Annotated in this window: 26 protein-coding genes; 7 read left to right on the top strand and 19 right to left on the bottom strand. The window is 40.3% G+C overall.

The features are described from left to right. Positions 1–322: 322 nt before the first annotated feature. The 8 genes from ptsP to PBF_RS06310 all read right to left on the bottom strand — a co-directional run bounded on the left by ptsP (position 323) and on the right by PBF_RS06310 (position 6,677). Positions 323–2,038, bottom strand: a complete 1,716-nt coding sequence (gene ptsP / locus PBF_RS06345; protein WP_035328514.1) for a phosphoenolpyruvate--protein phosphotransferase — start codon at positions 2,036–2,038, stop codon at positions 323–325. Next, complete coding sequence (locus tag PBF_RS06340) at positions 2,038–2,304, bottom strand: phosphocarrier protein HPr (protein ID WP_035328512.1); 267 nt, start codon at positions 2,302–2,304, stop codon at positions 2,038–2,040. Before PBF_RS06340 ends, ptsP begins: the two co-directional genes overlap by 1 nt. Positions 2,305–2,752: 448 nt before the next feature. Beyond that, positions 2,753–3,043, bottom strand: coding sequence for a hypothetical protein (locus PBF_RS06335; RefSeq protein ID WP_035328510.1), 291 nt, complete (start codon positions 3,041–3,043; stop codon positions 2,753–2,755). A gap of 83 nt (positions 3,044–3,126) precedes the next feature. Further along, on the bottom strand, positions 3,127–3,924 hold the full coding sequence (locus PBF_RS06330) for an ABC transporter permease (protein ID WP_035328508.1): 798 nt from the start codon (positions 3,922–3,924) through the stop codon (positions 3,127–3,129). A gap of 37 nt (positions 3,925–3,961) precedes the next feature. Then, entirely contained in the window at positions 3,962–4,609 is a 648-nt protein-coding gene (locus tag PBF_RS06325; protein WP_235192211.1) for an ABC transporter ATP-binding protein, read from the bottom strand. Between the two features lie 346 nt (positions 4,610–4,955). Next, positions 4,956–5,327 (bottom strand): cbb3-type cytochrome c oxidase subunit I, encoded by a 372-nt coding sequence (locus tag PBF_RS06320; RefSeq protein ID WP_035328506.1) that lies wholly within the window; start codon positions 5,325–5,327, stop codon positions 4,956–4,958. 264 nt (positions 5,328–5,591) lie between these two features. Continuing rightward, positions 5,592–6,335, bottom strand: a complete 744-nt coding sequence (locus PBF_RS06315; protein WP_035328504.1) for an SDR family NAD(P)-dependent oxidoreductase — start codon at positions 6,333–6,335, stop codon at positions 5,592–5,594. 147 nt (positions 6,336–6,482) lie between these two features. Continuing rightward, on the bottom strand, positions 6,483–6,677 hold the full coding sequence (locus PBF_RS06310) for a hypothetical protein (RefSeq protein WP_035328503.1): 195 nt from the start codon (positions 6,675–6,677) through the stop codon (positions 6,483–6,485). Positions 6,678–6,951: 274 nt separating this feature from the next. Between PBF_RS06310 and PBF_RS06305 the strand changes: the two genes are divergently transcribed. Beyond that, entirely contained in the window at positions 6,952–7,140 is a 189-nt protein-coding gene (locus tag PBF_RS06305) for a YkvS family protein (RefSeq protein ID WP_035328500.1), read from the top strand. Positions 7,141–7,300: 160 nt separating this feature from the next. Here the strand turns inward: PBF_RS06305 and PBF_RS26725 are convergent, their stop codons facing one another. After that, complete coding sequence (locus tag PBF_RS26725; RefSeq protein WP_235192210.1) at positions 7,301–7,411, bottom strand: DUF6254 family protein; 111 nt, start codon at positions 7,409–7,411, stop codon at positions 7,301–7,303. A 356-nt stretch (positions 7,412–7,767) separates the two neighbouring features. Between PBF_RS26725 and PBF_RS06300 the strand changes: the two genes are divergently transcribed. Continuing rightward, on the top strand, positions 7,768–8,379 hold the full coding sequence (locus PBF_RS06300; protein WP_035328498.1) for a CPBP family intramembrane glutamic endopeptidase: 612 nt from the start codon (positions 7,768–7,770) through the stop codon (positions 8,377–8,379). Between the two features lie 193 nt (positions 8,380–8,572). After that, positions 8,573–9,256, top strand: a complete 684-nt coding sequence (locus PBF_RS06295) for a hypothetical protein (RefSeq protein ID WP_035328496.1) — start codon at positions 8,573–8,575, stop codon at positions 9,254–9,256. Between the two features lie 49 nt (positions 9,257–9,305). On the opposite strand, the gene PBF_RS06290 is transcribed toward PBF_RS06295, so the two are convergent. Continuing rightward, entirely contained in the window at positions 9,306–10,364 is a 1,059-nt protein-coding gene (locus tag PBF_RS06290; RefSeq protein ID WP_035328494.1) for a YkvI family membrane protein, read from the bottom strand. A 198-nt stretch (positions 10,365–10,562) separates the two neighbouring features. Between PBF_RS06290 and PBF_RS06285 the strand changes: the two genes are divergently transcribed. Then, positions 10,563–12,719, top strand: coding sequence for an ATP-dependent Clp protease ATP-binding subunit (locus PBF_RS06285; RefSeq protein WP_035328492.1), 2,157 nt, complete (start codon positions 10,563–10,565; stop codon positions 12,717–12,719). Between the two features lie 43 nt (positions 12,720–12,762). On the opposite strand, the gene PBF_RS06280 is transcribed toward PBF_RS06285, so the two are convergent. The 3 genes from PBF_RS06280 to PBF_RS06270 all read right to left on the bottom strand — a co-directional run bounded on the left by PBF_RS06280 (position 12,763) and on the right by PBF_RS06270 (position 16,791). Further along, positions 12,763–14,457 (bottom strand): M3 family oligoendopeptidase, encoded by a 1,695-nt coding sequence (locus PBF_RS06280; protein WP_035328490.1) that lies wholly within the window; start codon positions 14,455–14,457, stop codon positions 12,763–12,765. A gap of 193 nt (positions 14,458–14,650) precedes the next feature. Next, complete coding sequence (locus tag PBF_RS06275; RefSeq protein WP_035328488.1) at positions 14,651–15,106, bottom strand: MarR family winged helix-turn-helix transcriptional regulator; 456 nt, start codon at positions 15,104–15,106, stop codon at positions 14,651–14,653. A 101-nt stretch (positions 15,107–15,207) separates the two neighbouring features. Next, positions 15,208–16,791 carry a bifunctional metallophosphatase/5'-nucleotidase gene (locus tag PBF_RS06270; protein ID WP_035328485.1) on the bottom strand — a complete coding sequence of 528 codons (1,584 nt, stop codon included), beginning with the start codon at positions 16,789–16,791 and terminating at the stop codon, positions 15,208–15,210. Between the two features lie 130 nt (positions 16,792–16,921). Between PBF_RS06270 and PBF_RS06265 the strand changes: the two genes are divergently transcribed. Beyond that, on the top strand, positions 16,922–18,421 hold the full coding sequence (locus PBF_RS06265; protein ID WP_035328482.1) for a PAS domain-containing sensor histidine kinase: 1,500 nt from the start codon (positions 16,922–16,924) through the stop codon (positions 18,419–18,421). A 35-nt stretch (positions 18,422–18,456) separates the two neighbouring features. Here the strand turns inward: PBF_RS06265 and PBF_RS06260 are convergent, their stop codons facing one another. Continuing rightward, complete coding sequence (locus tag PBF_RS06260; RefSeq protein ID WP_035328481.1) at positions 18,457–19,449, bottom strand: phosphotransferase enzyme family protein; 993 nt, start codon at positions 19,447–19,449, stop codon at positions 18,457–18,459. 146 nt (positions 19,450–19,595) lie between these two features. Between PBF_RS06260 and PBF_RS06255 the strand changes: the two genes are divergently transcribed. After that, positions 19,596–20,831 carry an MFS transporter gene (locus PBF_RS06255; protein WP_035328479.1) on the top strand — a complete coding sequence of 412 codons (1,236 nt, stop codon included), beginning with the start codon at positions 19,596–19,598 and terminating at the stop codon, positions 20,829–20,831. A gap of 310 nt (positions 20,832–21,141) precedes the next feature. On the opposite strand, the gene PBF_RS06250 is transcribed toward PBF_RS06255, so the two are convergent. Beyond that, positions 21,142–21,663, bottom strand: coding sequence for a hemerythrin domain-containing protein (locus tag PBF_RS06250; RefSeq protein WP_051488824.1), 522 nt, complete (start codon positions 21,661–21,663; stop codon positions 21,142–21,144). 204 nt (positions 21,664–21,867) lie between these two features. Between PBF_RS06250 and PBF_RS06245 the strand changes: the two genes are divergently transcribed. Further along, positions 21,868–22,188 carry a hypothetical protein gene (locus tag PBF_RS06245; protein ID WP_035328477.1) on the top strand — a complete coding sequence of 107 codons (321 nt, stop codon included), beginning with the start codon at positions 21,868–21,870 and terminating at the stop codon, positions 22,186–22,188. A 426-nt stretch (positions 22,189–22,614) separates the two neighbouring features. On the opposite strand, the gene PBF_RS06240 is transcribed toward PBF_RS06245, so the two are convergent. The 4 genes from PBF_RS06240 to PBF_RS06225 are packed head-to-tail and all read right to left on the bottom strand — an operon-like array spanning position 22,615 to position 26,054. Next, positions 22,615–22,899, bottom strand: coding sequence for a ferredoxin family protein (locus PBF_RS06240; protein WP_019381639.1), 285 nt, complete (start codon positions 22,897–22,899; stop codon positions 22,615–22,617). Beyond that, positions 22,899–24,194 (bottom strand): FAD-dependent oxidoreductase, encoded by a 1,296-nt coding sequence (locus PBF_RS06235; RefSeq protein ID WP_035328474.1) that lies wholly within the window; start codon positions 24,192–24,194, stop codon positions 22,899–22,901. Before PBF_RS06235 ends, PBF_RS06240 begins: the two co-directional genes overlap by 1 nt. Beyond that, positions 24,187–25,212 carry an electron transfer flavoprotein subunit alpha/FixB family protein gene (locus PBF_RS06230; RefSeq protein ID WP_035328472.1) on the bottom strand — a complete coding sequence of 342 codons (1,026 nt, stop codon included), beginning with the start codon at positions 25,210–25,212 and terminating at the stop codon, positions 24,187–24,189. Before PBF_RS06230 ends, PBF_RS06235 begins: the two co-directional genes overlap by 8 nt. Before the next feature lie 23 nt (positions 25,213–25,235). Then, complete coding sequence (locus PBF_RS06225; protein WP_035328470.1) at positions 25,236–26,054, bottom strand: electron transfer flavoprotein subunit beta/FixA family protein; 819 nt, start codon at positions 26,052–26,054, stop codon at positions 25,236–25,238. Positions 26,055–26,109 lie beyond the last annotated feature (55 nt).

The following is a 26,109-nucleotide window of genomic DNA, read 5'->3' as shown; positions in this document are numbered from 1 at the left end:
CGTTCAGCTGTTTTTCTTTAATACATCTATATCGATCATGAAAAAGAAAGCTGATTATAATGGCAACCATTTTCCATCTCTCCTTTTTATTGTGTAGCTTAATTATAGGAGAGTTTCTGATTTCGGATAACAATCATAAGATGTGATTTCAGTCATCCTTAAGACCGAGAACCGGTTTAAAGCAAAAAATAAACCGGCCATTATAGGCCGGTTTAAAAGGGGGGAAAATGAGAATGATCAGCTTAATTAAGTCTGACCTAAGTGCTTACTTCTAATTTACCCGGGAGATTATATTTAAAACTCGCAAAATATTACAGTTTGATTACAGATCAGCTATTTCTTTTACAGCTTGGACTACTTCTTCAGCTGTATTCATATGAAGCGCTTTTTCAGCCAGCGCTTCCATGTCCTTTTTGTTCAGGCGGCTGATTTGAGAACGAGCTTTAAGGATTGAAGTAGCGCTCATTGAGAACTCGTCAAGTCCTAATCCCAGCAGCAATGGAATTGCTGTTTCGTCTCCAGCCATTTCTCCGCACATGCCTGCCCACTTTCCTTCTTTATGCGCTGCGTCAATTACCATTTTAACTAAACGCAGAATAGCAGGATTATACGGCTGGTAAAGGTAAGAAACTCGCTCATTCATGCGGTCTGCAGCCATTGTGTACTGAATTAGATCATTAGTGCCAACACTGAAGAAATCGACTTCTTTAGCAAACTGCTCTGCCATAACTGCAGTTGAAGGAATTTCCACCATAATTCCAATTTCAATGTTGTCTGCAACCACTAAGCCTTCGCTCACAAGCTTTTGTTTTTCTTCTTCAAGGATTGCTTTGCCCTGACGGAATTCATTAAGAGTGGCAATCATAGGAAACATGATTTTCAGGTTTCCATAGGTGCTTGCTCTTAATAAAGCTCTTAATTGCGTCCTGAACATATCCTGTTCTTCCAGACATAGACGAATCGCCCGGAAGCCAAGAAATGGGTTCATTTCCTTTGGAAGATTCAGATATGGAAGTTCTTTATCTCCGCCGATATCCAGTGTGCGGACTACAACCGGTTTTCCGCTCATCCCTTCAAGTACAGCTTTGTAAGATTCAAACTGTTCCTCTTCGGTTGGAAGCTGATCTCTTCCCATATATAAAAATTCCGTACGGTAAAGGCCAACGCCTTCTCCGCCATTTTCAACTACACCCTTCAAATCCTTCGGAGTACCGATATTGGCAGCCAATTCAACATGATGGCCATCAGCAGTAACTGATTTCTCATTGACAAGCTTAGCCCACTCAGCTTTTTGCTCTTCGAATTTACGGTGCTCTTCCTCGTATTCGGCGATAGCCTCCGGAGTCGGATTAATATGTACCAGACCTTTTAACCCATCCACGATAACCAGGTCGCCATTTTTAATTTGCTTCGTGGATTCCTTTGTTCCCACAACTGCCGGAATTTCCATGGAACGGGCCATAATGGCAGAGTGTGAGGTTCTGCCCCCGATGTCAGTTGTAAATCCTTTTACAAACTGGCGATTCAGCTGAGCAGTATCGGATGGTGTCAAATCTTCAGCGATAATGATGACTTCTTCTGCTATCATGCTGGGGTTCGCAATTTGCACTCCAAGCAAATGAGAAAGTACGCGTTTCGTAACATCACGGATATCTGCTGCACGCTCTTTCATGTAATCATTGTCCATTTGTTCGAACATTGTTATGAACATATCCGCTGTCTCTTTTAAAGCAGATTCAGCGTTTACTTTGTCTGTTGTAATTTTATCTTCAATCGGCGAAATTAATTCCGGATCACTTAATACTAAAAGATGAGCATCAAAAATAGCAGCTTTATCCGCACCAAGATCTTTATGGGCATTATCGCGGATGACTTCCAATTCACCTTTAGATTCAGCTAATGCTGCCTGAAAGCGCTCCACTTCCTGTTCAGCATGTTCTACTGTCTTTTTTTCAAAAGAGAGATCCGGCTCAACCAAACGGTAAGCCTTAGCAATAGCAATACCGCTTGACGCCGCAATACCATTTAAAAAGCTCATTATTCAGCCAATCCTTCTTTTTTCAATGTTTCTTCAAGACTGTTAAGAGCATCCTGTTCATCGCTGCCTTCAGCAATAATTGTAATATCAGCACCTTGTCCAACACCTAAAGACATAACGCCCATGATTGATTTTAGGTTTACTTTCTTTTCCTTGTACTCAAGGTGAATTTCTGAGTCAAATTTGCTGGCAGCTTGTACAAGCATTGTAGCTGGACGAGCGTGAATTCCTGTTTCTGCAGTTACTTTAAATTGTTTTTGTACCATATGGGATCAATCTCCTTCGTATTATTGAAATATGAATTAAGATGTGCAAGGCGTTGCCTCACGAACTTAATGACGGGAACTGGAATTTTCAGCAAAACCAGCAGCAGGAAGAAACCGTTATATTCCGTCCTATATGCTGTTTTATTTTTTCCAATGCCCTATTATTCATGTATATAGTTGTTCAAAAAGACTGAGAAAAATTAGATGCATTCACTTCATCCCAAAGCTCCTCTGCTTTTCGAACACTTCCATAGAATCAGGTAAGATTACCGGGCTGTAATTAAGTCATCGGACAACTTACATCTCAGACAAAAGAATAGCATTTCACATTCATTTAGACAATGAAAAACCCTTAATTTTTAACGTTTGTTCACATTTTTTTAAGTAAAACGCTTTCATTTGCCAAGGATTTCTACTTATCATATTAGTTATATTTTTTCTTTAATATCTATGGCATTGGATGATACTTATCCTGTTTTCTAACCAGCTTTGAAGTTTCTTTGTATTGAAGTACGTTATAGCCTATTCTCATTTTTGAAATAGTCCCCTTTAGAGCGGTTTCATGATCGCCTTCCCGGTCGGTATACAATGTAACAAGATCCGCGACTGATCTGGCCAGCATTTCTATGACATGTTTCAAGTCTTCAGAATAATAACTAGTGTTGTCTTCCATTAGGTGCTCAAGAATATCCTGAGATAAGCTTTTCACTCTGTATGCTTTTTCGATTTCAAGTTTCATTTGTTCATCCCGCCTTTTTTGATTATTTCTCAATTATATGCGGGCCATAAGAGTGAAATGCTGTTAGCTTAGCCAATTAAGTACTAGCTTTTTCCTTCGGGAGAAAATTGGGCATCCTGATTGAAAAAGTTCTTATAGGCGAGAAGGATAAATATAATTACAGATAAACCTACACTACCCAAAATCCCCAGCAGGATGACAATCTGATATTCAATCGCAAGCAATGGACTTACTCCCGATAAAATCTGCCCTGTCATCATCCCAGGCAAAAATATGATGCCCATTCCCAGCATATTGTTTATAGTCGGCATAACAGCGGAATCAAAAGCATGATTAACATATGGCTTAACTGCTGCTTTTGGTTCAGCACCAAGCATTAGGGCACCCTCGATCATATCTCTTTGGGAGGTAAAGGAATTCAGAAGCACCTTTACACTCAACGTGATGCCTGTCATGGAGTTGCCAATTATCATGCCTGCAATTGGAATAAAGTAGCGGGGATCATACCAGGGCTCAAAATGAATAACCACAAAATTAAAAAATATAAGACAAAATACTGTACCTGTTATCATGGAAATCGCAATTGTTTTTTTGAGGCTTACTGAAAGTCTGGTTCCAGCCTGTTTGTAGATTGTGTAAATTGCAAAACCTTCCATAATAAAAATCACACCTAACGTTAAATACGGATTGGAAAGTTCAAATAGATAGGTTAATACATAGCCTGCAATCACAAGCTGAAGTGTCATTCTGAAAGCAGCCATTACCAGCATTTTTTGACGTGCGATGCCTCTCACTTTGAAGATAAAGATTAAAAGCAGCACAAATAAGTAAGCCGATATTAGTCTCCAAAGTTCAATATCAATAATTGAGCTGTTTTCCATTAAACTCCCCCTAAGGTATATTCTCCACCTCCCCCAGTTAAGACCGGGATAAATATATTCTTTCTTCTGCGAATTGTTCATTGACTTTATTGGAGTGGGTTATCATGAGTAATGAAGCATGCTTCTTTTTGATTTCACGGATAAAGTGATCCAAAACCATCATCTCAGTGTCTTCGTCAAGTGCAGAAGTCGGCTCATCCAGCAGATAAACATCTGCTTCAAGAAGCAGAATTCTTGCCAATGCCAAACGCTGTTTCTCCCCGCCTGAAAGAGTTCCTGCATCTTCATGAAGCTCCTTAGTCATCTGCATATTATGTATAGCCTGTTTAAGTATTTCATCATCACCCGGTTTCATTCCGTTAAGCTTATAACCCATAATCAGGTTATCCTTTATTGTGCCCGGAAAAATTAATGGAACCTGCGAAAGCATGATTACTTTTCTCCTGTGCTGGACAGAATCGATCTCTTTTAGCGGAGTGCCTTTATAAAAAATTTCACCTGAATCAGGGGTAATCATTTTGTTCAGGGTTTTCATAAGAGTTGATTTTCCAGCACCGCTCTCTCCGGTGATGCAGGTTACTTTATCTTTTTTTATGTCAAGATGATTCACATTTAAAATGTTATTAACTCTTAATTCTCTAATGGTGAATAGCAAATCTGTTGTCATATGCAGCTCCTTTTTCATTTTCCGTATACCCTCTAGCTTATCCCCTTAATCACAAAAGCTTGTCATGGTTTTAAAAATAGTATCTATTTAAAAATAGGCTCATTTCGTATAAATTGTTGTTTTCCCCTAACAATGTTGTCCGTTGATTTTCGCTCCAGGCTGCTCGCTTTCCGCGGGGCAGGCGGTAAGCCTCCTCGACGCTCCGCGGAAAGCGGGATCTCACCTGTCCTGCTACTCCCGCTGGAGTCTCGCACCTTCCGCTACAATCAACTCAGTAAATCATATACAAAAAGCAACAAACCTTGCGAAAACAGCCCAAAAATAAAAACGCACAGATAAAAAATCCATGCGTTGAATACAGTGGCTATTGTGCCTTTAAGTTTTTCAGTATGTTCCACACGAAAATTAAGATGCCGGCAGCCGTAATAGTGGCTCCAACAGCAGTACCGGGAAGAAAAGCATTATTCTCTGTAACCAAGACTAGTGACAGTGAAAGCATCATGATTGGCAGGCCGATATTATGAAGCCAAAAATGCCATTTCCCGGCTTTCCCTTCTGAAAGAGCAGGAAACAGGTAATATAAAATTCCTGCCAGGGTCAAGGATGTCCATCCTAGTAAATTAATGTGGACATGAACAGGCCCTAATAGATAAGAATGAGTACTCGACATATAATACCCCAGCAGAATGCCCACAGCAAAGTATACGGAAGAAATCTTAATCATAGTAATGCCCATTGAACCCCTCCCTTAAATCATTCTAAAGCATTAATAAAATATGAGCCTATAGAACCATTTAGAACAAGGGACTTGATCATGTTTCTAACTTATTTATCATCCTTTCACAGTAAATTTACAAAGGGTTTATTTCTATTTAACAGGGCTGTTTTACACTGTCTTTAAGACAGGAGGAGAGAATGGTGATTAACATCCTGCTATGCCTTATTTTCATAGTTGCTGTTTTTGTGTTTAATATTATTTTGTTAAGAAAATAGAGACTTATTATTCTTCATAAATCATTTTCCTTGTCATACCTCCATCTACTGTTATATTTTCACCTGTTATAAAGTCATTTTCCGGATGGGCTAAAAATAGGCAGGTCCTCGCAATGTCGCCGGGCTTGCCAACTCTGTTAGAGAAATGCTGTCTATGGTCAATTTCCCTAAGACTTTCATAATCGCCTGTTTCTATCCAGCCTGGGCTTATGCTATTAACCCTGATTCCCTTTTCAGCGAGTGTACTGGCCATGGCGTGAGTAATTGCCGCAATTCCCCCTTTGGATGCTGAGTAAGCCTCTGTTCCGCTTTCCGACATTACTGCTCTCGTAGAAGAAAGATTGATAATACAGGAACCTTGTTTCATCAATTTGGCAGCCTCCCTGCTGCACAGGAACACACTCCGGAGATTCGTATTGATCACTTCATCCCACATATCCACACTCAAATCAAAAAATGAATGAAACTTTGAAATGCCTGCATTATTTATCAGAATATCTATGGCACCAAATGACCCAAGTGATTTTGTGATCAGTTCCTTAATTTCAGTTTCATTCTTAACATCTGTTCTAATGAACAGACTGTTCAGGCCCGTTTGCTTCAAATGTTCTTCTAATTGTTTTCCCTTCGTCTCATTAATATCGGCAATAACAACATTGGCCTCTTTCCTTGCGAATGACTCGGCAATACTCTTGCCTATTCCGCTGGCTCCTCCTGTAACAATGACTGTTTTTCCTTTAAAATCCTTCATACTTGCTCATCCTTTCAAAATTGTCATATTGCTTATATACCCATTTTTCTTTGCCTTCTATTCAATTAAATGGGATGGAGAAAGCAAAGACACCTGTTATGATCAGGTGTCTTTGCAATGTGCTATTTTTTCAGCTTCATTCCTTTATTAGCTTCGGGGTGAATCTAAGTATTGATAAAGAACATGTCCGCCTCTCTGGGCGATTCCGCGAAAATGCTTGAAGTCCTCCCTCTTTACGATGACACTGCGAAAAGGAAGAAAGTCTTCTTTTGATACATGATATTCAGATATGATTCCATTTTTTAATTGTTCGAGCACTTCCTGAATTTGTTCATGATTCATTAGCCAGAACTCCTTTTACTTCATTCTTTCTTAATCATAAATAAAGTGCTCCCAATTTTGAAGCACCAAATATTATTTTTGCACATCGTTCTTTTTTTCTGAATATTAAATATTTTCTAATGTACAAAAGTACTTTTTCTGGTATAATATTACCAACCTAGCGGATGTAATGATTACCTTAGCAACAGTAAATTGCAAAATTCTTTACGCATTTCAAAATATAGTGCAAACTGTTACTACCAGCGAAAGAAATGGACAAAAGGAGAGATGCTTTTTGAAGAAAGCAGAGGTTGGCAATATTATTGAGTTTCGTAATGGACTACAGGGAATTGTAGAAAAAGTAAATGAGAATTCTGTTATTGTAGATTTAACGTACATGGATAACTACCGTGATCTCGAATTAGATCAGAGAACAGTTGTCAATCATAAGAATTATAAGGTTGTCAGAGAATCAGCAGTATAAAAGAAGAAAAATTGAAAGCGTATTCTTTCGTCATTTTTGAAAAGCAGCTCTCTTTGCTGCTTTTTGTTTTTGCCTTTTGTCTGATCTGAACCACCGGCCTCTTATAGTGACACGCTATTAACCTCCACAGTTATGGCCCCCTGTTTAGGGGGCCGTAATTTTATTCTTTCTCCGCTGACAGCTCTTTTAAGGATTTTACTTTTCCATGAGGATGCTGATCCTGCTTTCTAACTGTCCAGGCTCGCTCTTTTTCTCTTTTTGATTTCGTCATTATCTCAACCTCCCTTCATATGGGATTATGATTAGCATTTTTGTATGATTTTATCGCAGTCTAACTGGCAGTAAGACCCCACTTCAAGACTCAGAGGAATTAAAGGAGGATAAGTGGGAGTCAGACTGCCCGTAAAGGCCCGGTTGGTGAGATACAGTGAAACTTGCCGAAGCGCTAGCGGAGATCTTAGCGACACTAGAACTGGACTAACAATCAGCGGGGAGAAAAGCACTACCCACTGATTGAAGTTTCACTTTATATTAGCGTTTCAAAAGAAATCTTTTCCTTACTTTTTATGTTTGTTTTTTGTTAGAATAGTGTTTGGTTATTTTTTTGCTTGAAAGGAGTTAAATAAATTGAAAAATATTGCTGCAGATGTCCGTTTTATTGGCGGGCTGGTACTCGCTCATCTGCTTATGTATTTTACATTTCAGGATAAAGTAATTTTTTGGTACATCTTTTCTGCCTCTCTACTGCTTCTAATCAGCTACTCCATCATAATGGAGGAAGTGGAAGACAAGGCTTCTTTTGGAACATACATTTCTTTCGGAACCCTTTCAGGTTTTCTGTTGTACGGACTATTTTGGACTGGATACAGTTTATTTGATTTACTCAACCTCCCATTTGTTAATCAGGTTGAACAATTATACGGGCGATTTTCCCCTACGTTTGTCTGGCACTATATTGTGCTGATTTTAATTATAGTTCCAGGTGAAGAGGTGTTTTGGAGAGGGTTCGTTCAAAAAAGATTAATGAAACATACGTCAGTTAAGGTAAGCATCATTATATCGTCTCTCCTCTATACTTTTGTCCATTTTTATTCAGGATACTGGATGCTCGCTTTTGCAGCATTAATCGCAGGTCTCTTCTGGGGATGGCTATATGCCTGGAAAAGAAGCATTCCCTTAGTAATCGTATCCCATCTGATTTTTGACTTGTTATTATTCGTTTTGCTCCCATTTAATTAGATGTACTTCCATAGACTGCAGTGGTGATTAGACAATTCTTCATGGATTGTCTTTTTAAGTTTTTGTTGTGTCTTGTCGATGTTTTACATAAATGGTAATGTACAAATTAATAGGAATTTATATGTAACCCTTTTATATCAATTACGTCTAATTATGCAAAAGCGCTGGCAGACAACGGGAGGATGGAACAATAATGAAAAATTTGGCGAAATTTATGTTAATGATTGGAGTTATAGCTGCTGTCCTGGCAGGATGCGGCACAGCTCAGGATGATCCTGGCAATGGTGCAGAACCTGGGCAAAATGAAGAAGAAACAGCTTCGGAAGAACAGGGTGGACAAGAACAAAGTGAAGAAGAAGAAGAATCCGAAGATAGCACTGATGGTGAAGGAAACAGTGAAATAAGAATCCTTGAGCAGAATATGACTTATTCAGTTAAGGGTGAAATGAAGGAAGACACTGCCTTCCTGAAACATAGTGATAATCAAAATTATTCGATGTACGTTCTGCCGGCATATGAGCTAACTGCAGAGGAACCAAATAAGGATGTACTATATCTCACGGAAAATGATCAGGTATTCATGCGGATTGAACTTCTTCCGGATGATGCAGATTGGGACATGATTGAAGAAAACACTAAAGCACAGCTTGAAGCTGTCAGCGAAAACGTGCAGACATCAAAAGCTCCTTCAGATGATTTTTACAAAGATGCTGCTGTAATGAGAGCAGAAGGAAATGGGGAGAAGGTTTCAGCCTACCTTGTGAAAAATGACAATCTTTCACTGAAGCTAACCCTTTTCAATAAAGAAGACGCTGACCATGAAGATCCTTTCCTTCAGATGGCGAAAACCATTATGAAAGAGAATACCCAAGAATAACAGGAGTTTGAAAGAGATCCATATAAAACGGATCTCTTTTCTGGTTTTATCACACTTTCTTCCCCTTACTTCCATCCTCAAACGGCTTCATCCACAAAAGAATAATAAAGGTCAAACTTACATATCCAAAAATCGGATATAAATAAGATAGCAATGTTCCATAATTGATTAAACTGATAAAGTAACAAACTACAAAGATAAAGCCCACAATTAAAATACTCGGCACGGAAAAGTGTTTTTTCACCTGTCTCTCAATGCCAAACACATTCCCAATAACAGATGTGAAAATCTCTCCATAGATGACAAACACAAAAATCCAATAAAACGATGATGCCAATGTCTTTACAATGGCGGCCATCGGGATATCATATGCTTCCAGATTCGGCAGCATCATAAGTGTTAAATGGCTGGAAAGCAAAATGAGTGTCAATGCGGCTCCACCAAGGTATCCGCCCCATTTGATTGTCCGGTCATCATTTATTTCAGAAGCCACAGGCACCAAGACTGCCTGCGCCAATGTTAAATTCAGAGCAGTATAAGAAAACGGTGCCACAACCGCCTTCCATCCATCTTCAGCATATGGAATAAATAGAACTTGTTCTGCAAAATTAGGAAGCTTCATGCTTATAAACAATAAAATAAAGCTAAATGCAATCATCATCGGAACAACAAAGGTATTAACAGCAAATAATCCGCGAATACCCACTATCATTGTAATAATCGTTAACCCTATCGTTACGAGCAATCCTGCAGTCTTGCTGATGCCAATCTGTTCCTCAAACACTGCTCCTGCACCTGACAGCATAACTGCACATACGCCAAGCAGCATAAACAGCATTAATATATTAATGGCAGAACCAAAAAATCTTCCAAATAAATATTCATTTAATTCCTGGTAGGATGCTGCCTTTATCTGTGCAGAGATTCTCATTAATTTGGAACCGAGAAAAATAAATATATAACCGCTCATCAGTATCCCAATTAAACCGATAAAACCAAATCGGGAAAAAAACTCTACAATCTCCCTGCCAGTGGCAAAGCCCGCTCCCACCACGGTTCCCACATAAACGGCAGCGATCTGGAAAGCTGCCCCCCAATTCGTCTTCACTTAATCTCCTCCTTCCTTTCCAATATATGTAGGCTGGTACAAACAAAGACGAGCTTTTTTGCTTTAAAGATAAACTTCAGATTGGGTAGAAATTCCATAAACAAATCACTTGAAAGTCAAAGAAGGTCAAATTATAATATTGATATAAGGTCAAATATAGTCAAAGTCAGACCATTTTTTTTAATGGAGGTATGCAGAATGCTTTGTCAAAAATGTCAATTAAAAGAAGCAAATGTACAATTAAGACTGAATGTGAATGGAAATGAACGAAACCTTAACCTTTGCCATAGCTGTTATCAAACTGAAAAGCAAAAAAGCCTTACTTCCTTTGGACCTGCTTTGAGCGGCTTTTCAGGTTTTGGCCAAATGCCTTTAGAGGATTTCTTTAAAAAGATGGCATCCTCTCAAGGAAATGAAAACTACCAGCCTTTAAAAGAAGCGCCGGGACACAATCAGGACAACGGCGGTTTTATCGATCAATTTGGACGAAATCTTACACAGCTTGCAAAAGCTGGTTTAATTGATCCGGTCATCGGACGGGACGAAGAAATAAATCGTGTGACTGAAATATTAAATAGAAGAAGCAAAAATAATCCGGTCTTAATAGGCGAGCCGGGAGTAGGCAAAACTGCTATTGCTGAAGGGCTGGCGATTAATATTGCCGAGGGACGGGCCCCAAAGAAACTTCTAAATAAAGAAGTCTATTTGCTTGATGTGGCATCCCTGGTTGCCAATACCGGCATTCGCGGCCAATTCGAGGAACGCATGAAGCAGCTGATTTCAGAGCTTCAAACTAGGAAGAATATTATTCTATTTATAGATGAAATCCATTTACTTGTCGGAGCAGGATCAGCTGAAGGGTCGATGGATGCCGGCAATATACTAAAGCCTGCCCTTGCACGGGGTGAGCTGCAACTAGTCGGAGCCACTACTTTGAAAGAATATCGCCAGATTGAAAAGGATCCGGCTCTCGAACGCAGATTCCAGCCTGTACAAGTAAATGAGCCGACTGCGGATGAGGCATTTGACATCTTAATGGGCCTGAAACAAAAATATGAAGATTATCATGATGTTTCTTTCACAGAAGATGCCATAAGAGCGTGTGTACAGCTGTCAAGCCGATATATTCAGGACAGGTTCCTTCCTGACAAAGCCATTGATCTAATGGATGAAGCAGGTTCGAAAATGAACCTTCAGTCAGGATATATACCGGCAGAAGATATTGAAAAAAAGCTGAAAGAAATCAGCAGGCAGAAAGAAGATGTCTTAAAAGAAGAAAAATATGAAGAGGCTGCAAAACTCCGTGAAGAGGAAATAAAACTCCAGCAGGCATTAAACGGAGAAAATAAGGCTGAAAGGCCGGTTATCGAAACAAGTCTTATTCAGGAGATTATTGAGAAGAAAACAGGGATTCCTGTCGGCAAATTAGCTGAAAATGAACAGGAAAAAATGCAAAACCTTGAGGAAAATCTCGCACAAAAAGTAATTGGACAGCGGGAAGCCGTACAAAAAGTTGCAAAGGCAATCCGCAGGAGCCGTGCAGGACTTAAATCCAAGCACCGCCCAATTGGATCTTTCCTATTTGTCGGGCCAACAGGTGTCGGGAAGACTGAATTAACAAAAACACTTGCAGAGGAGCTGTTCGGCTCAAAAGACAGCATGATCAGGCTTGATATGAGTGAATATATGGAAAAGCACAGTGTGTCTAAAATTATCGGTTCCCCTCCTGGATATGTAGGTCATGAAGAAGCAGGACAACTTACTGAAAAGGTGCGCAGAAATCCGTACAGCATTATCCTGCTTGATGAGATAGAAAAAGCACATCCGGATGTACAGCACATGTTCCTTCAAATACTGGAAGATGGACGCCTTACAGATAGCCAGGGCCGCACTGTCAGCTTTAAAGATACAGTCATTATCATGACAAGCAACGCAGGAGTCGGGCAAAAAGAAGTCCATGTAGGATTTGGTGCAGCTGATGCCGTCAAAGACTCAAATATTCTGGACTCGCTCGGAACCTTCTTTAAGCCGGAATTCCTGAACCGTTTTGATGGCATTATCGAATTTAAAGCATTGAAAAAAGAGCACTTATTGAGAATTGTCGACATAATGCTCAATGAGCTGCAGGAAACATTAAATGATCAGGAGCTTGAATTGACTGTCACCCAGGAAGTTAAGGAGAAATTAGCAGAAGACGGATACCACCCTGCTTTTGGCGCAAGGCCATTAAGAAGAATTATCCAGGATGAGCTTGAAGACAAAATTGCAGATTTCATCATTGACCATGGCGGTAATAACCATTTACAGGCCGAGCTGGAAAACGACTTCATTGTCATTAAACCAATGCAGCAATAAGATGGATAAGAGCCGGAATTCATAACCGGCTCTCTTTTTTATTTTATAAACCTTTATCATTCACTGAATTCAGCCAATTTTCAATTTCCCCGATAACTGACTCGACACACCCCTCTTCAAAAGGAGAAATCAATCCAGCTTCTTTAACAAGTCCAGTGAAAGGCTTGCTGCCTCCAAGCTGGCATAGTTTTAAATAATCTTTCCAAGCCTCTTCCTGGTTCTCCCTGGACCTTTTCCAAAACTGGAATGCACAGATTTGGGCCAATGTATAATCAATATAATAGAATGGAGAATTGTAGATATGGCCCTGCCGCTGCCAGAATCCGCCGTTCTCTAAATACTCGTTGCCATCATAATCTTTATGCGGCAAGTATTTCTTCTCAATCTCTCTCCATGCCTGTTTTCTTTCCTGCGGTGTTGCTTCCGGGTTTTCATATACCCAATGCTGGAATTCATCAACTGATACGCCATAAGGCAGGAAGAGGAGTCCTCCGCTCAAGTGTGAAAACTTGTATTTCTCCGTATCCTCTCTAAAGAAACCTTCCATCCAAGGCCATGTGAAAAATTCCATGCTCATGGAGTGAATTTCAGCTGCTTCATAGGTTGGCCAGTTATATTCAGGTATTTCAAAATGACTGCTTGAATAGACCTGGAATGCATGGCCTGCTTCATGGGTAAGAACATCAATATCTCCTGAGGTCCCATTGAAATTAGAGAAAATGAATGGGGATTTATAGTTTTCAATGTAAGTGCAATAGCCGCCCCCTGCTTTTCCCTTTTTGGCTACCAGGTCCATAAGATTATTTTCTCTCATGTATGAGAAAAATTCGCTTGTTTTCCCGGATAACTCATCATACATTTTTTGTCCGTTTTTAATTATCCAGTGAGGGTCACCTTTTGGTACGGCATTACCCGTTTTAAATTCAAATCCTTCATCGTAAAATTTCAGCTTATCAACGCCAATTCGCTCTCTTTGCCTTTCCTTAAGCCTTGTGGCGATCGGAACGATGAAATCCTTCACCTGCTTACGGAAGTTTGCAACCATTTCCGCGTTATAATCTGTCCGGTACATGCGGAAGTACGCCAGTTCAACAAAATTCTTGTACCCAAGCTTATGGGCGATCTCTGTTCTAACCCTGACAAGCTCATCATATATACGGTCCAGTTCATTTTCATTTTCAGCCAGAAAACCAAAGCGGGCCTCACTTGCTTTTTTGCGCATTTCACGATCTGTAGATTGAGTAAATGGCTCCAATTGGGCAAGGGTGCGTTCTTCACCTTCAAAATCAATCTTGGCTGAAGCAATTAATTTCGTATATTCTGAAGAAAGCTTATTTTCTTTTTGCAAAAGCGGAACAATCTCTGGCGAGAACACTTTCAATTGTGCTTCTGCAAGCGCAAACAGCTGATTTCCCCAGCGTTCTTCAAGCTCTGCCCTGAACCTGGAATTAACCAAAGCCTGATAATACTTTGTAACAAACCCTTCTACTTCAGGCTGAATCTCATCCATATAATCCTGCTCTGCTTTGTAATATTCATCATTCGTATCTACTGAATGTCTGATATAGCATAGGTTGAACATGGTACCGACATCATTGCGAATATCATTAATTTCTTTCATAGCCTGATTTTGCTGTTCTGCAGAAGCTGCATCTTCGAACTTTTGAAGCGCTGCTTCAAATTGCCCCTTTATTTTCTCAAGATCCGGACGAACATATGTATAGTCTTCAAATCTCACATTACTGCCCCCTCGTGTATATGTATATCGATTTATAAACAAACCACTAAACTAATTCGACAATATTTAGATGATTCCTCCCCTAAACATATCTTATCGGGCACAAAATAAAAAAAACAGCCGGTCAAGGCTGTTTTAATTAATGGCTCTTTTTTCTAAGATTGCTGTATTTTTGTCTATGAATTCAGCCTGATTAATTTCCCCCATTTTTGTCATGGGAGATTGACAGTCCCAGCTTCTTTAATAGCTCAATGGCTGTACCTTTTTCTTCTGAAGTCAGCTCGTTCATAAGTGAATGTATATGTTTTTCATGGTCAGGAAAAATATTTTCGATAAATACTTTTCCCTCATCTGTTATTTGCGCAAAGGTTACTCTTCTGTCAGTAGGGCATGCGACCCTTTTTAACAGGCCTTTCTGCTCCAGCTTGTCCACTACATATGTGATGCTTCCGCTTGCCAATAGTATTTTCCCGCCGATTTGCTGCAGAGGCTGGTCACCTTTATGGTACAGCAGCTCCAAAACTGCAAATTCAGTTGGATTTACTCCGTAAGTTTGTATTCGTTTATTTACATTTTCATTAATAGCCCGGTATGCCCTGGACAGGACAATAAACAATTTCAACGATTGGTCAATTTGTTCAGACCCCATTTTATCCAATCCCTTTACCTTTTAATGAGTAGCGTTTACATCAATCAATTCTCAATCATTATAGAAAACGGGAAGAAAGCTGTCAATTTAACAGATTAGAATCATTTGCCGGCTACAACCTCCCAATTGCAGTTCAGAGTCGGGATTATCTTTCCCTTTTCAGAAAAATAGTCGGCAATCAATTCAGTCATATCGGTTAATATCTCTTTTTCCATCGGTTTGTCCTTGAACATATAATATCCTCCGCCGCCTGCAGCCCGGTAATTGTTCATTACTGCGCGGTACTCGCCATCCTCCCTGATAGGATGTCCCTTATAAAGAAGCTTTGTAATCCGGCTGCCCTTTTGGCGGGAAACATCGATTTTATATTCAATTCCTTCCCACATATCGTAATTATAATGCTGTGGCTTTGGATATGAAAATTCAGGATTCACTATAATTTCCCCGTCACTGCTCAATTCAAAATAAGATGCTGACCGCTCTAAAGCATCCTTAATGTCCTTTCCGGAAATTCTCAGGACACATAGCGAATTCGGATAAATATAATTAGAAACTATTTCTCTCATCGTTACTTTAGATTTGAAACCCGGTGCTCCCTCATGAAACAGCGCAGTACAGGAAATATCAGCACCAGCTGCTTCCATCTGCACTTTATTAATGAATTCAATCAGCGGATGCTCCTTGAGGCGGGCTTCTAAAATATCTTCAATCACCATGTCTCCTTCGATCTCACCTATTACCATATCAAGCCAATTCTGGGTTTTCGATTCATAATACCCGGCAAGCTGAAGGACCTCATGATCAGGCATGATTCCATTGAGATAAATTAAGGCAGAGTGTTTTTCATCAATCAGCCAATCATTGTGTTTTTTTCTGAATTTTACTGTTACCTTTGCAAGCGCCTGGCCATTAAATCCCGGCTGGACAATAGATACACCATTCACTTGTTCCCCTTCAATAAAACGATGCTGATGCCCGGTTATCAGAACATCAATACCTGGAACATCTGTGCAGATTCTGTAGGCTTCATTTTCTCCTGTTTGTTCTTCAGTCAGTTCACCTGTTCTGATATCCTTTTCAAAGCCCCCATGATAAGAGACGATAATCAAGTCCGGCTTTTCTTCCTCCTGAATATAGGAAACCCACCTTTTCAAGCTAACTACCGCAGATTCGAATGAAAGCTGCTCAATATGCTGCTTTTTCTCCCAATTTGGAATATACTGGGTTGTGACACCTATTACCGCTGTTTTCAAACCATTTGCAAAGGTTTTTATCTTATAAGGAAGCCCGAAATAAGTTTCCTTTGTTGAATTGAATAAGATATTAGCTGAAAGCCAAGGGAAATTGGATTCACTTACCGCTCTTGCAAGAGTGTTCTTTCCATAGTTAAATTCGTGATTCCCGATGACAGCTGCATCATATTCAAGCATATTTAATATTTGTATCATGGGATTTTTTTGGTTTTTCAGGAATCTGGAATAATAATAAGTCAGAGGAGTTCCCTGGATCAAATCACCATTATCAATAAGAATGGAGATCTCAGATTGTTCCTTTTCTCTTTTTATTAACGCTGCAAGTTTGCCCAGACCATGCTCAGCGTTTTCATCCGTTCCATAAAAATATGGATAAACATGACCATGGACATCACTAGTAGCTAAAATGGTGAGTAAAGCTTCCGATTTCATCAAACCCCTCCTTACATATAAAATAACATTCCTTTGAAAGAAATAAACCTCTTTTAACACAAAATGGTATAATATTGATAATGTCAGTTAGCTAAGGACAAATTAACCTAATTAATCTGGAGTTAACCTCATGAATAATCGAAACAGAAATTTCCTGCTTTATTTATTCGCAGTAATTATTCCCACTTTAGCCGGCAGCATCCTTTTGTTTATGGATTCTGTTAAACAAAACGATATGGAAAGACTGGAAGAAGCAAAATGGATTGGCTCCATACATCAAAGAAGCTGGGACCAGTTTATTTCTGAAACTGTGACCACACTTGAGATGCTTTCACTGACTGCGGGAAGTGCGGACACGCCTTCTGATAAGCTTGAGCCTCTGCTCCAAAAAGCCAATCAAATGGATCCCCGTTATGGAGGAATTTACCTTCTTGATCCCAGCGGAATGGTTCTCACAGGATCAAATCAATTTTTAGCGAACTCCGATTTATCTGAGAAGAAATATCTAAAAGAGGTTTTGCTCACGAAAGATATTGTTATTTCCAATACTCCTGAAACATTGACAAATGGGCAAACAGTCGTTGGGATAGGTAAGCCGGTATTGAATGACGATGGAAATGTAATCTCTATTATTGTGGCACATATGAGGGTGGATTACGTACAAAATATTATGAGGCTTCTTACTCCTGATGCACGGCTTTCCGTTCTTAATTCTAAAAGGAAAACGATTATGGACATCAATATGAATGGAGACTCATCCTTTTCAAGTCAAAATAGCATTACAATCCCGATTGACAGGCTGCCCTGGAGTGTAAAAGTGGAATTTCCGCCAAGAGACATGCTGAAAATTATTAAGGATGCTTTCCGGTCAATCCTTGTATTAATAATAATAATCCATATTCTTTTTCTCTTCATAAAATATTTAAGGCTTAAAAAACAGACTGAAAAGGAAAAAAAGGAAAATGAACTGCAAAAGCTGGAATTGGTAGGTACTCTGGCTGCCAGCACAGCCCATGAAATCAGAAACCCTTTGACAGGAATAAAAGGCCTTATTCAGCTTTTGAGTGAAAAATATACGAACACACACGACCAGTATTATTTTTCGGTCATAAATGATGAGATAAGCAGAATTAATGAGATTGTCAGTGAATTTTTAATTCTGGGTAAACCTACTGCTCAAAAAACAGAAGCAATGGATTTGAGAAGTATTATAAAGGAACTAGAACCTTTAATACTCTCTGAAGCTAATTTACACAATGTCACTTTTGAATCTGTTTTTTCAGATGAACCCGTCGTGGTCGATTGTACGAAAGATCAGATGAAACAGGTTATCCTGAATTTGACGAAAAATGCTTTTGAATCAATGGAGGGCGGCGGAAAGCTTACAATAAAGCTGAATAAAATGCAATCCAGGTGTCAGCTAAAAATCGCAGATACAGGCTCCGGTATTCCAGAAGGTGAAATAGAAAAAATATTTCATCCATTTTACACTTCGAAGGAAATGGGTACAGGTCTTGGTCTTGTGGTCTGCAGGCGCATTGTGCATTCTTTCGGCGGTGAAATATTTATTACAAGCGAAGAAACGAAGGGTACTCATGTAGATATTTTTCTGCCGGTCAAAAACCCATAAAAAGGGAAGGTGCATGATTCCAGGCACCTTCCTTTTTAGCATAAATACATTGGAGCGTTTCTCTCGATTCGATCCTTTATCGCCTTCATCATTACTAATAGCTGAGGATCCCTGTTCTCAGGTGCGATTTTTTTATGGAGAACGGAATACAATGTGATATCCCTAAGCCTCAGGAATAAAGGCAGCTGTTTTTCCAAGTCACCGGGGATTTCATTTTCCAGCCGATAGCCATCCAAAAAGGAGTTGAGGAATATCTTGCCAAAGATATTTACTTCTGCCGGATCCGCCTCTTTGAACTTATATAAAAGTGAATAATACAGTGGAATGGCGATATCAGATGCAAACCAATGATAACAGCAGTCATCAAAATCAAATACATGTATATCTTTTCCGTCATAGAAAAAGTTTCCGGAATGAATATCCGTATGAATAAGGCCATAATTATTTTTATGCTTTGGCAAATGTTGAAGCTGATTCAATAAATCCTTAGTATTCTTAACGATTAATTGATCTTCTTCGGGTATATATTTTTCAACTGTCAGCAGTTCTTCTTCATCCCATTGCATGCGCGGGACAATGTCAGCAGAAGGAACATAGGACTTTGTGGCTGCATGCATTTTCCCCACTGCTCTTCCCCACGCATGAAATAACTCCTTATTGAATTCCGGTGCACGAACACTGATTGGTTTTCCCTCTGCTTTTGAAAACAGGCCAGCATAAAAGACAGATCCATCACCAGCTTCCAAGGATTCAACCATATTCCCACTTTTTGAAGGAACAACCTTTGGAACCTTCACACCTTCTTTTCTTAAATAACTCATCCAGTCAACTTCTGAAAAAAGCTCCTCCAGCTTGCGATGTGTCGAATGGGTAATTCTCAAAATAAGCTCTTCCCCATCTTTTGAAGCTTGATAGACATAGTTTTCAAAGTCACCCAGCTTTTTATAATTCACTGTATTCAAAGAAAAGATACTTAAGAAATGATGGAGGATTTCTTCCGTCATTAAAGCATCAACTGCTTTTTCCATAAGCTCCCCTGCTCTCATCTTTATTCTGAATAATGTAAATTATATAATATATAACAGATTTTCAAAATAGCTATTTTGATAGACTCGCGAATAAGGTACACTATATTTAGCTTCACGAAATGTTCAGAAAGAAGGAGACTTACATTATGAGTGCTACCGCTGCTACAATCAATCCAAACTCTGATCCGCAGCAGAAAACAGCCTATCGGATATTATTCATCATTGGGCTTTGCCACCTATTGAATGATTCCATCCAATCCGTTATCCCAGCTATGTTTCCGATTTTGGAAAAATCTATGGGACTGACCTACTCACAGCTGGGAATGATTGCTTTTTCGTTAAATATGGTTTCTTCCATCATGCAGCCTGTCATTGGGATGGCCACTGATAAAAAACCCTTCCCTTTTGCATTGCCAATCGGCCTCACCTCAACTTTATTTGGTGTATTAGGCCTGGCATTTGCTCCCGATTATAAATGGATCATTCTTTCAGTTCTCTTCATTGGTTTGGGTTCGGCTGTGTTCCATCCTGAAGGTTCCAGGGTAGCATATATGGCAGCTGGACAGCGCAGAGGACTTGCTCAATCAATTTATCAAGTTGGGGGAAATACCGGACAGGCACTGGCTCCCATCATCACAGCCCTCATACTCGTTCCTCTTGGCCAAATAGGGGCTGCCTGGTTTACTGGAGTTGCGGCAATTGCAGTTGGCCTGCTGGTTTATATTGCATTTTGGTATACAGGACGTCTTCAGCAGGAACTGACCGCCTCTGCACCGCGGAAAGGTTCAGGTGCCCGTCAAAACAAAAGAATTTCTAAAAAGGTGTGGGGAGCCCTCCTTCTGGTTCTTTTTTTGATATTCGCGCGTTCATGGTATATTTCCGGGATGACAAATTTCTATGCTTTTTATGCAATAGAAAAATATTCTTTCTCCATAAGTCAGGCACAGCTCTTCTTATTTGCATTTTTAGTATCAGGTGCGCTGGGTACGTTTTTTGGCGGACCGCTCGCAGATCGGTTTGGAAAGAAACAGATTATTTTTCTTTCAATGATCCTGACTGTTCCACTTTCCATCCTGATTCCATTCGTGCCTTCCGCTATTGCATTTATCATGCTGGTGGCGGGTGGATTTATACTTATGTCAAGTTTTTCTGTGACAGTTGTATACGCCCAGGAACTCGTTCCCGGCAAAATCGGCACCATGGCTGGACTGACAGTAGGGCTGGCATTTGGCATGGGCGCAATAGGCTCCGTTGCTTTGGGCTATTTAGCCGACACTCTTGGTCTGGCTAATATGATTATATTAACAGGGTTTCTTCCCGTTTTAGGATTACTGACATTATTGCTTCCCCCGGATGAAAGGATTTCCGAATGGAATAAATAAGAAAAGCGTAAGTGCCTTGTCCTCTAAGAAACGCAGACTAAGAACGCCACGTCCTCCTAAAAGCTGCCGCTTTTGGTCGTGAGATGATTATGCTGACGAAGCCTTCCTTGTCCTGCGGGCCTCAGGCATATGACAGTTCCTGTTAGAAGGCGTTCTTCCTTCTAGAAAGGAAATCTTATGACTCCGAGTCCCTAGGAGCCGCAACCAGACAGGCTTGTGACCTCGAGGGGGTAGGCGCTGAAGCTAGACATTTCTCGAAGTTTAATTGATACTTTCTAATTTTTTTATAAGAGGAGGCGCTGCCTCCTCTTTATATTTGCTGAATTTTAATATAAAGCTCATCTTTTTCGTGTTCATTAAGAAGGTTTTCTGCCATAGGAAAAAGAACGTTTTCTTCTTTAGAAAAATGCTGTGTCAGAGTGTAGTATGCCTTTTTTATTAACCCGGAGTGTTCGGCCATTTCTTTTTCAGACAAATGCTCTATTCCTTCCGCTGCTCTTAAGAAGGCTTTAATACAGCTTTTAGCCTGATCATGCTCATACTCCATAACAGCGATAGGTCCTGTTCCTTTTCCCAGGTATTGTTCCATCATGCGGAAAAGCACGCCTTCCTCCCTTTCTGAATGGGGATCAAGCATACTGCAGAAATTTTGCACTTGTTCAGTTAACTTTTCGAAAAGAGCTCTGTCTGGAGATTCCTCCATTTTAATTGTGATATAAAGAACCTCTTCAAGCATTGCCAAAAGAGGAGGATGCTCCTCTTTCAGCTGTTTCAGTCCTTTGCTAAGAATGATTGGACCATTTCCCATCATGGAACTCATACAGCCTTCCATCCCTAAACCCCTCCTATCTATTATAGGTTCAGTATAAGAAATGGCAGGAAGGATTGTTGTGATGCCCATCACTTTCTGTATCTCAAAAAATTTTCTAAAAATTTAAATAATTTTGTGCAATCTTCTCGTTTTTTACCATATAATAAAGGTAAGTTATCTTTATATCGGAGCAGCTAAACCGTAAATTGTTAGGAGGGATAAAAAATGCACATGCCAACCTATTATGAATTTTATCAAAAATGCCTTATTCCGGCCAATTCAGCTGACTCATTCCTTTCCACCGGGAAAACCCATTGGCTCATCGCTCTGGAAGGACAGCTTAAAGAACAGGAAAAAGAGTATTATTGCTGGAAAGTAACCATTTATCCATCAGATTCAGAAGGAAGTTTTTCATGGAATGAAGTACTCTATTCGTCATCCCTACATGAATGCATCCATAAAGCTTTTGAACACGCCAGAGAAATTGAAGCCAATGTCCAAGGCTGCAAGTTCAGTTTTTTAAATAGACAAGAAAAAATCAGCTAGCCTCAAGAAAACATTTCTCCTTCGCTCCATCTTTTTTTACCCTCGCATGTGAAATAACATACATATAGGTAAATTCTACTTCTAATCTCGTCCAATAAAAATTCAACTCTTAATACAATAAAAAAAGAGCCTAGACAAACTAAGCTCTCCAGATTATAGGGGGTCAACTATAAAAGTTCGACCACATTCAGTTTAACAAATTCTGCATAAAAAATTAAGTTACTAAAGCACTATCACTCAAAAGCATTAACGCGTCAGCTTAGAAAATCATTCTAGAATTCACAGTTTATATATATCTTGTTAACAGTTTTTTAATATTTCAAGCTTATAATGTACATGTACCGAAAGATAGAGCCTTTTTCATACCCCCCTTTTCAAAACCGGCCAATTCGATGGCCGGTTTTTGTATGATCCTGAAGGGCTGATTTATGCAAGCCTGAATACTATTCCATGGCCGCCTTTCGGATATTCCCATTTAATATTCTGATACGGGCATCCTATCCTGCAGCTGCCGCACTCGTGACAACCTTCGTAACCGACCTGCATTCTCAGCCCTTCCCACTTATAGACCTCAGCCGGGCAGAAAATGGTGCATATTTTATCGGGGCATTTTGTCATACAGATATCATGATCCAATACGGTAAGATGTGATTTTGTATCTGCCTTAAAACGAACTAAATATTGCTTTTCTTCGATCGTTTTCGTTGACATTATTTCACCGCCTTCCATGCCCTGTACATGTCTTGAAGCACACGAATAGTCCCGCGTTCACTGGTGAAGCTCTTCATAATTTCCTTCTGCTTATCTTTCTTCGGAGTCCCATCAACAGTAAAGAATTTGTTCGCTGCCCTGTTCAGCATCGGAACATATTCCTTAAAATACTGCGGGTAGTGTTCAAACGTGTGAGCCGCATCTTTATATTTTTCCAGATCCTTAATAATAAAGCTTTGATACAATTTTTCCCTGTATTGATTCAAGCTGGTTTCGCTATAATCACCCCGCTCTTTGGCGGCAATGATGGTTTCTGCAGCCAATGTTCCGGAAGCCATGGCCATATTGGAGCCTTCGCGGTGAATGGCATTAACAAGCTGTGCCGCATCACCTGCAAGAAGAACACCATTTCCGGCCACTTTCGGCACCGAATGGTAGCCTCCTTCAGGAATCAAATGGGCCAGATATTCAGCGGACTCTCCCCCTTCAATTAAGGGTCTTACCATAGGGTGTGTTTTTAAATAGTCCAGCAGGTCATATGGCTTAAGCTTTGCCTTGATCATGCTTGACAGCGTTGTTCCCACACCAATATTGACACTATCTTTATTGGTGTAAATGAAAGCTGTTCCGAGATTGCCTTTTGTGGAGTCCCCGAAAATTTCAATCGTACAGCCCTGGTTGTCTTCCAGGTTAAACCGGTCATTAATTTTGTCTTTAGAAAGATTAATGACTTCCATTACTGTCAGCGCCACTTCATCAGGGCGAAATTCTTTATGGTAGCCAAGCTGCTTTGCCAGCAGCGAGTTCACACCATCTGCTAAAACCACTACATCTGCATATATCTCTCCATCAGGACGGTCAGTTCTTACACCAACCACTTTTCCATTTTCAGTCAGACACTCAAGTACGACCGTCTCATTTATTAATAAAACGCCCTGCTCAACCCCTTTCTTTGCAAACCATTGGTCAAATGGCGCCCGGAGCACTGTAAAATTATTATATGGTTCCTTTCCCCACTCAAGACCTTTATAGCCAAAACTCACAGCCGATTCTTTATCCATCATCCAGAAACGCTGTTCTATGACAGGCCGTTCGAGTGGTGCTTCCTTCCAAAACTCCGGGATGATGTCTTCCATTTGCTTACGATACAACACTCCGCCCATTACATTTTTGCTGCCCGGATATTCTCCTCTTTCGATTTGCAGGACTTTTAGGCCGTTTTTAGCGCAGGTGTAAGCACAGGAAGTTCCTGCAGGCCCAGCCCCGACCACAATGACATCAAACTTTTCAGACATAGCTCATTTCACCCCCTCTTTCTCTCGCTTCCTTGAACTCTTTAATCAGCTTCGGAACAATTTCAAGTGCATCACCAACAATACCGTAAGTTGCTACATCGAATATAGGGGCTTGTGGATCCTTGTTAATCGCAATAATAAACTCTGAATTCTTCATGCCTACAACATGCTGAATTGCCCCTGAAATCCCAATAGCAAAATAGATCTTTGGTGTAATGGTTTCTCCTGTCTGCCCCACCTGCTGTTCATGCGGAAGCCATCCTGCCTCCACTACATCCCTTGTACCACCTACGGTCGCTCCAATGGTGTCAGCCAGCTCATGGATCAGCTGGAAGTTTTGAAGATCACCCATCCCTTTTCCGCCTGCAACGACAACATGGGCTTCAGCTAAATTCACTTTTTTTGTGACATCTTTCACAATTTTAATCACCTTTGTGCGCATATCATCTTCTTTCAGCGTAATCGGTTCCTCTATAACCTCACCATGCCTATCAGGATCCGGCTCCATTGCCTTCATAACCTTAGGGCGGACAGTAGCCATCTGCGGCCGGTGTTTTTTGCAGAGGATAGTTGCCATTATATTTCCTCCAAATGCCGGACGGCTTGCTTCAAGCAGCCTCTTTTCCACTTCTACATCAAGCATGGTTGTATCCGCTGTCAATCCAGTACTGAGATCTGTGGCCACTGCGCTGGCTAAATCTTTACCATTGGAGGTAGCCCCATAGAGAAATATTTCAGGTTTATACTTTTCTGCAAGATTGATAACTGCCTTCATATAAGATTCTGTCCTGTAATCCTTCATTACTTCGTGGTCGATTACATAAACCTGATCAGCACCATATGAGATGACCTCCCGGCTTAAAGACTTTATTTCATATCCAAGCAATACGCCGGAAAGAGGCACTACAAGCTTATCTGCCAGCCTTCTGCCTGCACCTAGCAATTCAAGGGAAACCCCTTCAATTCTCCCATCATTTTGTTCTATGAATACCCATACTCCCCTGTATTCATCCATCATGCAAATCCCCCCATTTATTACTGTTATTTGCCTGCAAACAGCTCTTTTTTATCATTAAGAAGCTCCATCAGCTGCTGAATCTGTTCGTCTGCATTCCCTTCCAGCCTTTTTCCGCCTTCCGGCTTTGGCGGGGTAAACATTTTACCCACTATCGTAGGAGATCCCTTCAATCCAAGCTGTGTCCGATCCACTTCTTCAAGATCATTAACAGACCAGATAACCGGCTCATATCTGGCAGCTTTTATCATATTAGGCATAGGGGAATATTCTATGCTATTAATCTCTTTTTCAACGGTCAGAAGACAAGGGATTTGAGCTTGAATTAATTCATATCCGTTCGTGATTTTCCTTTTGATAACAATCGTCTTTTCACTTTCATTAACTTCGGCTACCTCGATCACATTGGTGACAGGCGGAATATCCAGCCGCCTTGCGATGCCTGGCCCAACCTGACCGGTATCTCCATCAATGGCATGCTTTCCGCATAGAATTAAATCCACAGGCATATCTTTTGAAATACGTTCTAATGCTTTAGACAAGGCATAGCTTGTTGCCAATGTGTCGGCACCGGCAAATGCACGGTCCGAAATTAAAAAACCGCGGTCTGCTCCAATTTCAATGCTTTTCTTAATAACAGCAACAGCCTGTGGAGGCCCCATGGATAAAACCGATATAGTGCCTTTTCCTAAGGTCTTTGTTATTTTCACTGCTTCCTGCACTGCATGGGCGTCATAAGGGTTTAAAATGGCAGGAGCACTGCGCCGGTCAAGAGTATTGGTCTTCGGATTAATTTTAATAATTTTTGTATCTGGGACTTGCTTGACACACACAACTATGTGCATTTTTTAAATTCCCTCCTCTTAACTTAAAGCTTGTATGAGTATTGATTACTTTAAG

Source organism: Cytobacillus firmus DS1 (assembly GCF_000565285.1).
GTDB lineage: Bacteria > Bacillota > Bacilli > Bacillales > Cytobacillaceae > Cytobacillus > Cytobacillus firmus_A.
This window is presented reverse-complemented; position numbering and strand designations above follow the sequence as displayed.

What these genes read in the sequence shown, in the direction of transcription:
- ptsP (WP_035328514.1), bottom strand. Translation starts at nt 2,038, where the DNA reads ATGAGCTTTTTAAATGGTATTGCGGCGTCAAGCGGTATTGCTATTGCT.
- PBF_RS06340 (WP_035328512.1), bottom strand. Translation starts at nt 2,304, where the DNA reads ATGGTACAAAAACAATTTAAAGTAACTGCAGAAACAGGAATTCACGCT.
- PBF_RS06335 (WP_035328510.1), bottom strand. Translation starts at nt 3,043, where the DNA reads ATGAAACTTGAAATCGAAAAAGCATACAGAGTGAAAAGCTTATCTCAG.
- PBF_RS06330 (WP_035328508.1), bottom strand. Translation starts at nt 3,924, where the DNA reads ATGGAAAACAGCTCAATTATTGATATTGAACTTTGGAGACTAATATCG.
- PBF_RS06325 (WP_235192211.1), bottom strand. Translation starts at nt 4,609, where the DNA reads ATGAAAAAGGAGCTGCATATGACAACAGATTTGCTATTCACCATTAGA.
- PBF_RS06320 (WP_035328506.1), bottom strand. Translation starts at nt 5,327, where the DNA reads ATGGGCATTACTATGATTAAGATTTCTTCCGTATACTTTGCTGTGGGC.
- PBF_RS06315 (WP_035328504.1), bottom strand. Translation starts at nt 6,335, where the DNA reads ATGAAGGATTTTAAAGGAAAAACAGTCATTGTTACAGGAGGAGCCAGC.
- PBF_RS06310 (WP_035328503.1), bottom strand. Translation starts at nt 6,677, where the DNA reads ATGAATCATGAACAAATTCAGGAAGTGCTCGAACAATTAAAAAATGGA.
- PBF_RS26725 (WP_235192210.1), bottom strand. Translation starts at nt 7,411, where the DNA reads ATGACGAAATCAAAAAGAGAAAAAGAGCGAGCCTGGACAGTTAGAAAG.
- PBF_RS06295 (WP_035328496.1), top strand. Translation starts at nt 8,573, where the DNA reads ATGAAAAATTTGGCGAAATTTATGTTAATGATTGGAGTTATAGCTGCT.
- PBF_RS06285 (WP_035328492.1), top strand. Translation starts at nt 10,563, where the DNA reads ATGCTTTGTCAAAAATGTCAATTAAAAGAAGCAAATGTACAATTAAGA.
- PBF_RS06275 (WP_035328488.1), bottom strand. Translation starts at nt 15,106, where the DNA reads ATGGGGTCTGAACAAATTGACCAATCGTTGAAATTGTTTATTGTCCTG.
- PBF_RS06270 (WP_035328485.1), bottom strand. Translation starts at nt 16,791, where the DNA reads ATGAAATCGGAAGCTTTACTCACCATTTTAGCTACTAGTGATGTCCAT.
- PBF_RS06265 (WP_035328482.1), top strand. Translation starts at nt 16,922, where the DNA reads ATGAATAATCGAAACAGAAATTTCCTGCTTTATTTATTCGCAGTAATT.
- PBF_RS06260 (WP_035328481.1), bottom strand. Translation starts at nt 19,449, where the DNA reads ATGGAAAAAGCAGTTGATGCTTTAATGACGGAAGAAATCCTCCATCAT.
- PBF_RS06255 (WP_035328479.1), top strand. Translation starts at nt 19,596, where the DNA reads ATGAGTGCTACCGCTGCTACAATCAATCCAAACTCTGATCCGCAGCAG.
- PBF_RS06250 (WP_051488824.1), bottom strand. Translation starts at nt 21,663, where the DNA reads ATGGAAGGCTGTATGAGTTCCATGATGGGAAATGGTCCAATCATTCTT.
- PBF_RS06245 (WP_035328477.1), top strand. Translation starts at nt 21,868, where the DNA reads ATGCACATGCCAACCTATTATGAATTTTATCAAAAATGCCTTATTCCG.
- PBF_RS06240 (WP_019381639.1), bottom strand. Translation starts at nt 22,899, where the DNA reads ATGTCAACGAAAACGATCGAAGAAAAGCAATATTTAGTTCGTTTTAAG.
- PBF_RS06235 (WP_035328474.1), bottom strand. Translation starts at nt 24,194, where the DNA reads ATGTCTGAAAAGTTTGATGTCATTGTGGTCGGGGCTGGGCCTGCAGGA.
- PBF_RS06230 (WP_035328472.1), bottom strand. Translation starts at nt 25,212, where the DNA reads ATGATGGATGAATACAGGGGAGTATGGGTATTCATAGAACAAAATGAT.
- PBF_RS06225 (WP_035328470.1), bottom strand. Translation starts at nt 26,054, where the DNA reads ATGCACATAGTTGTGTGTGTCAAGCAAGTCCCAGATACAAAAATTATT.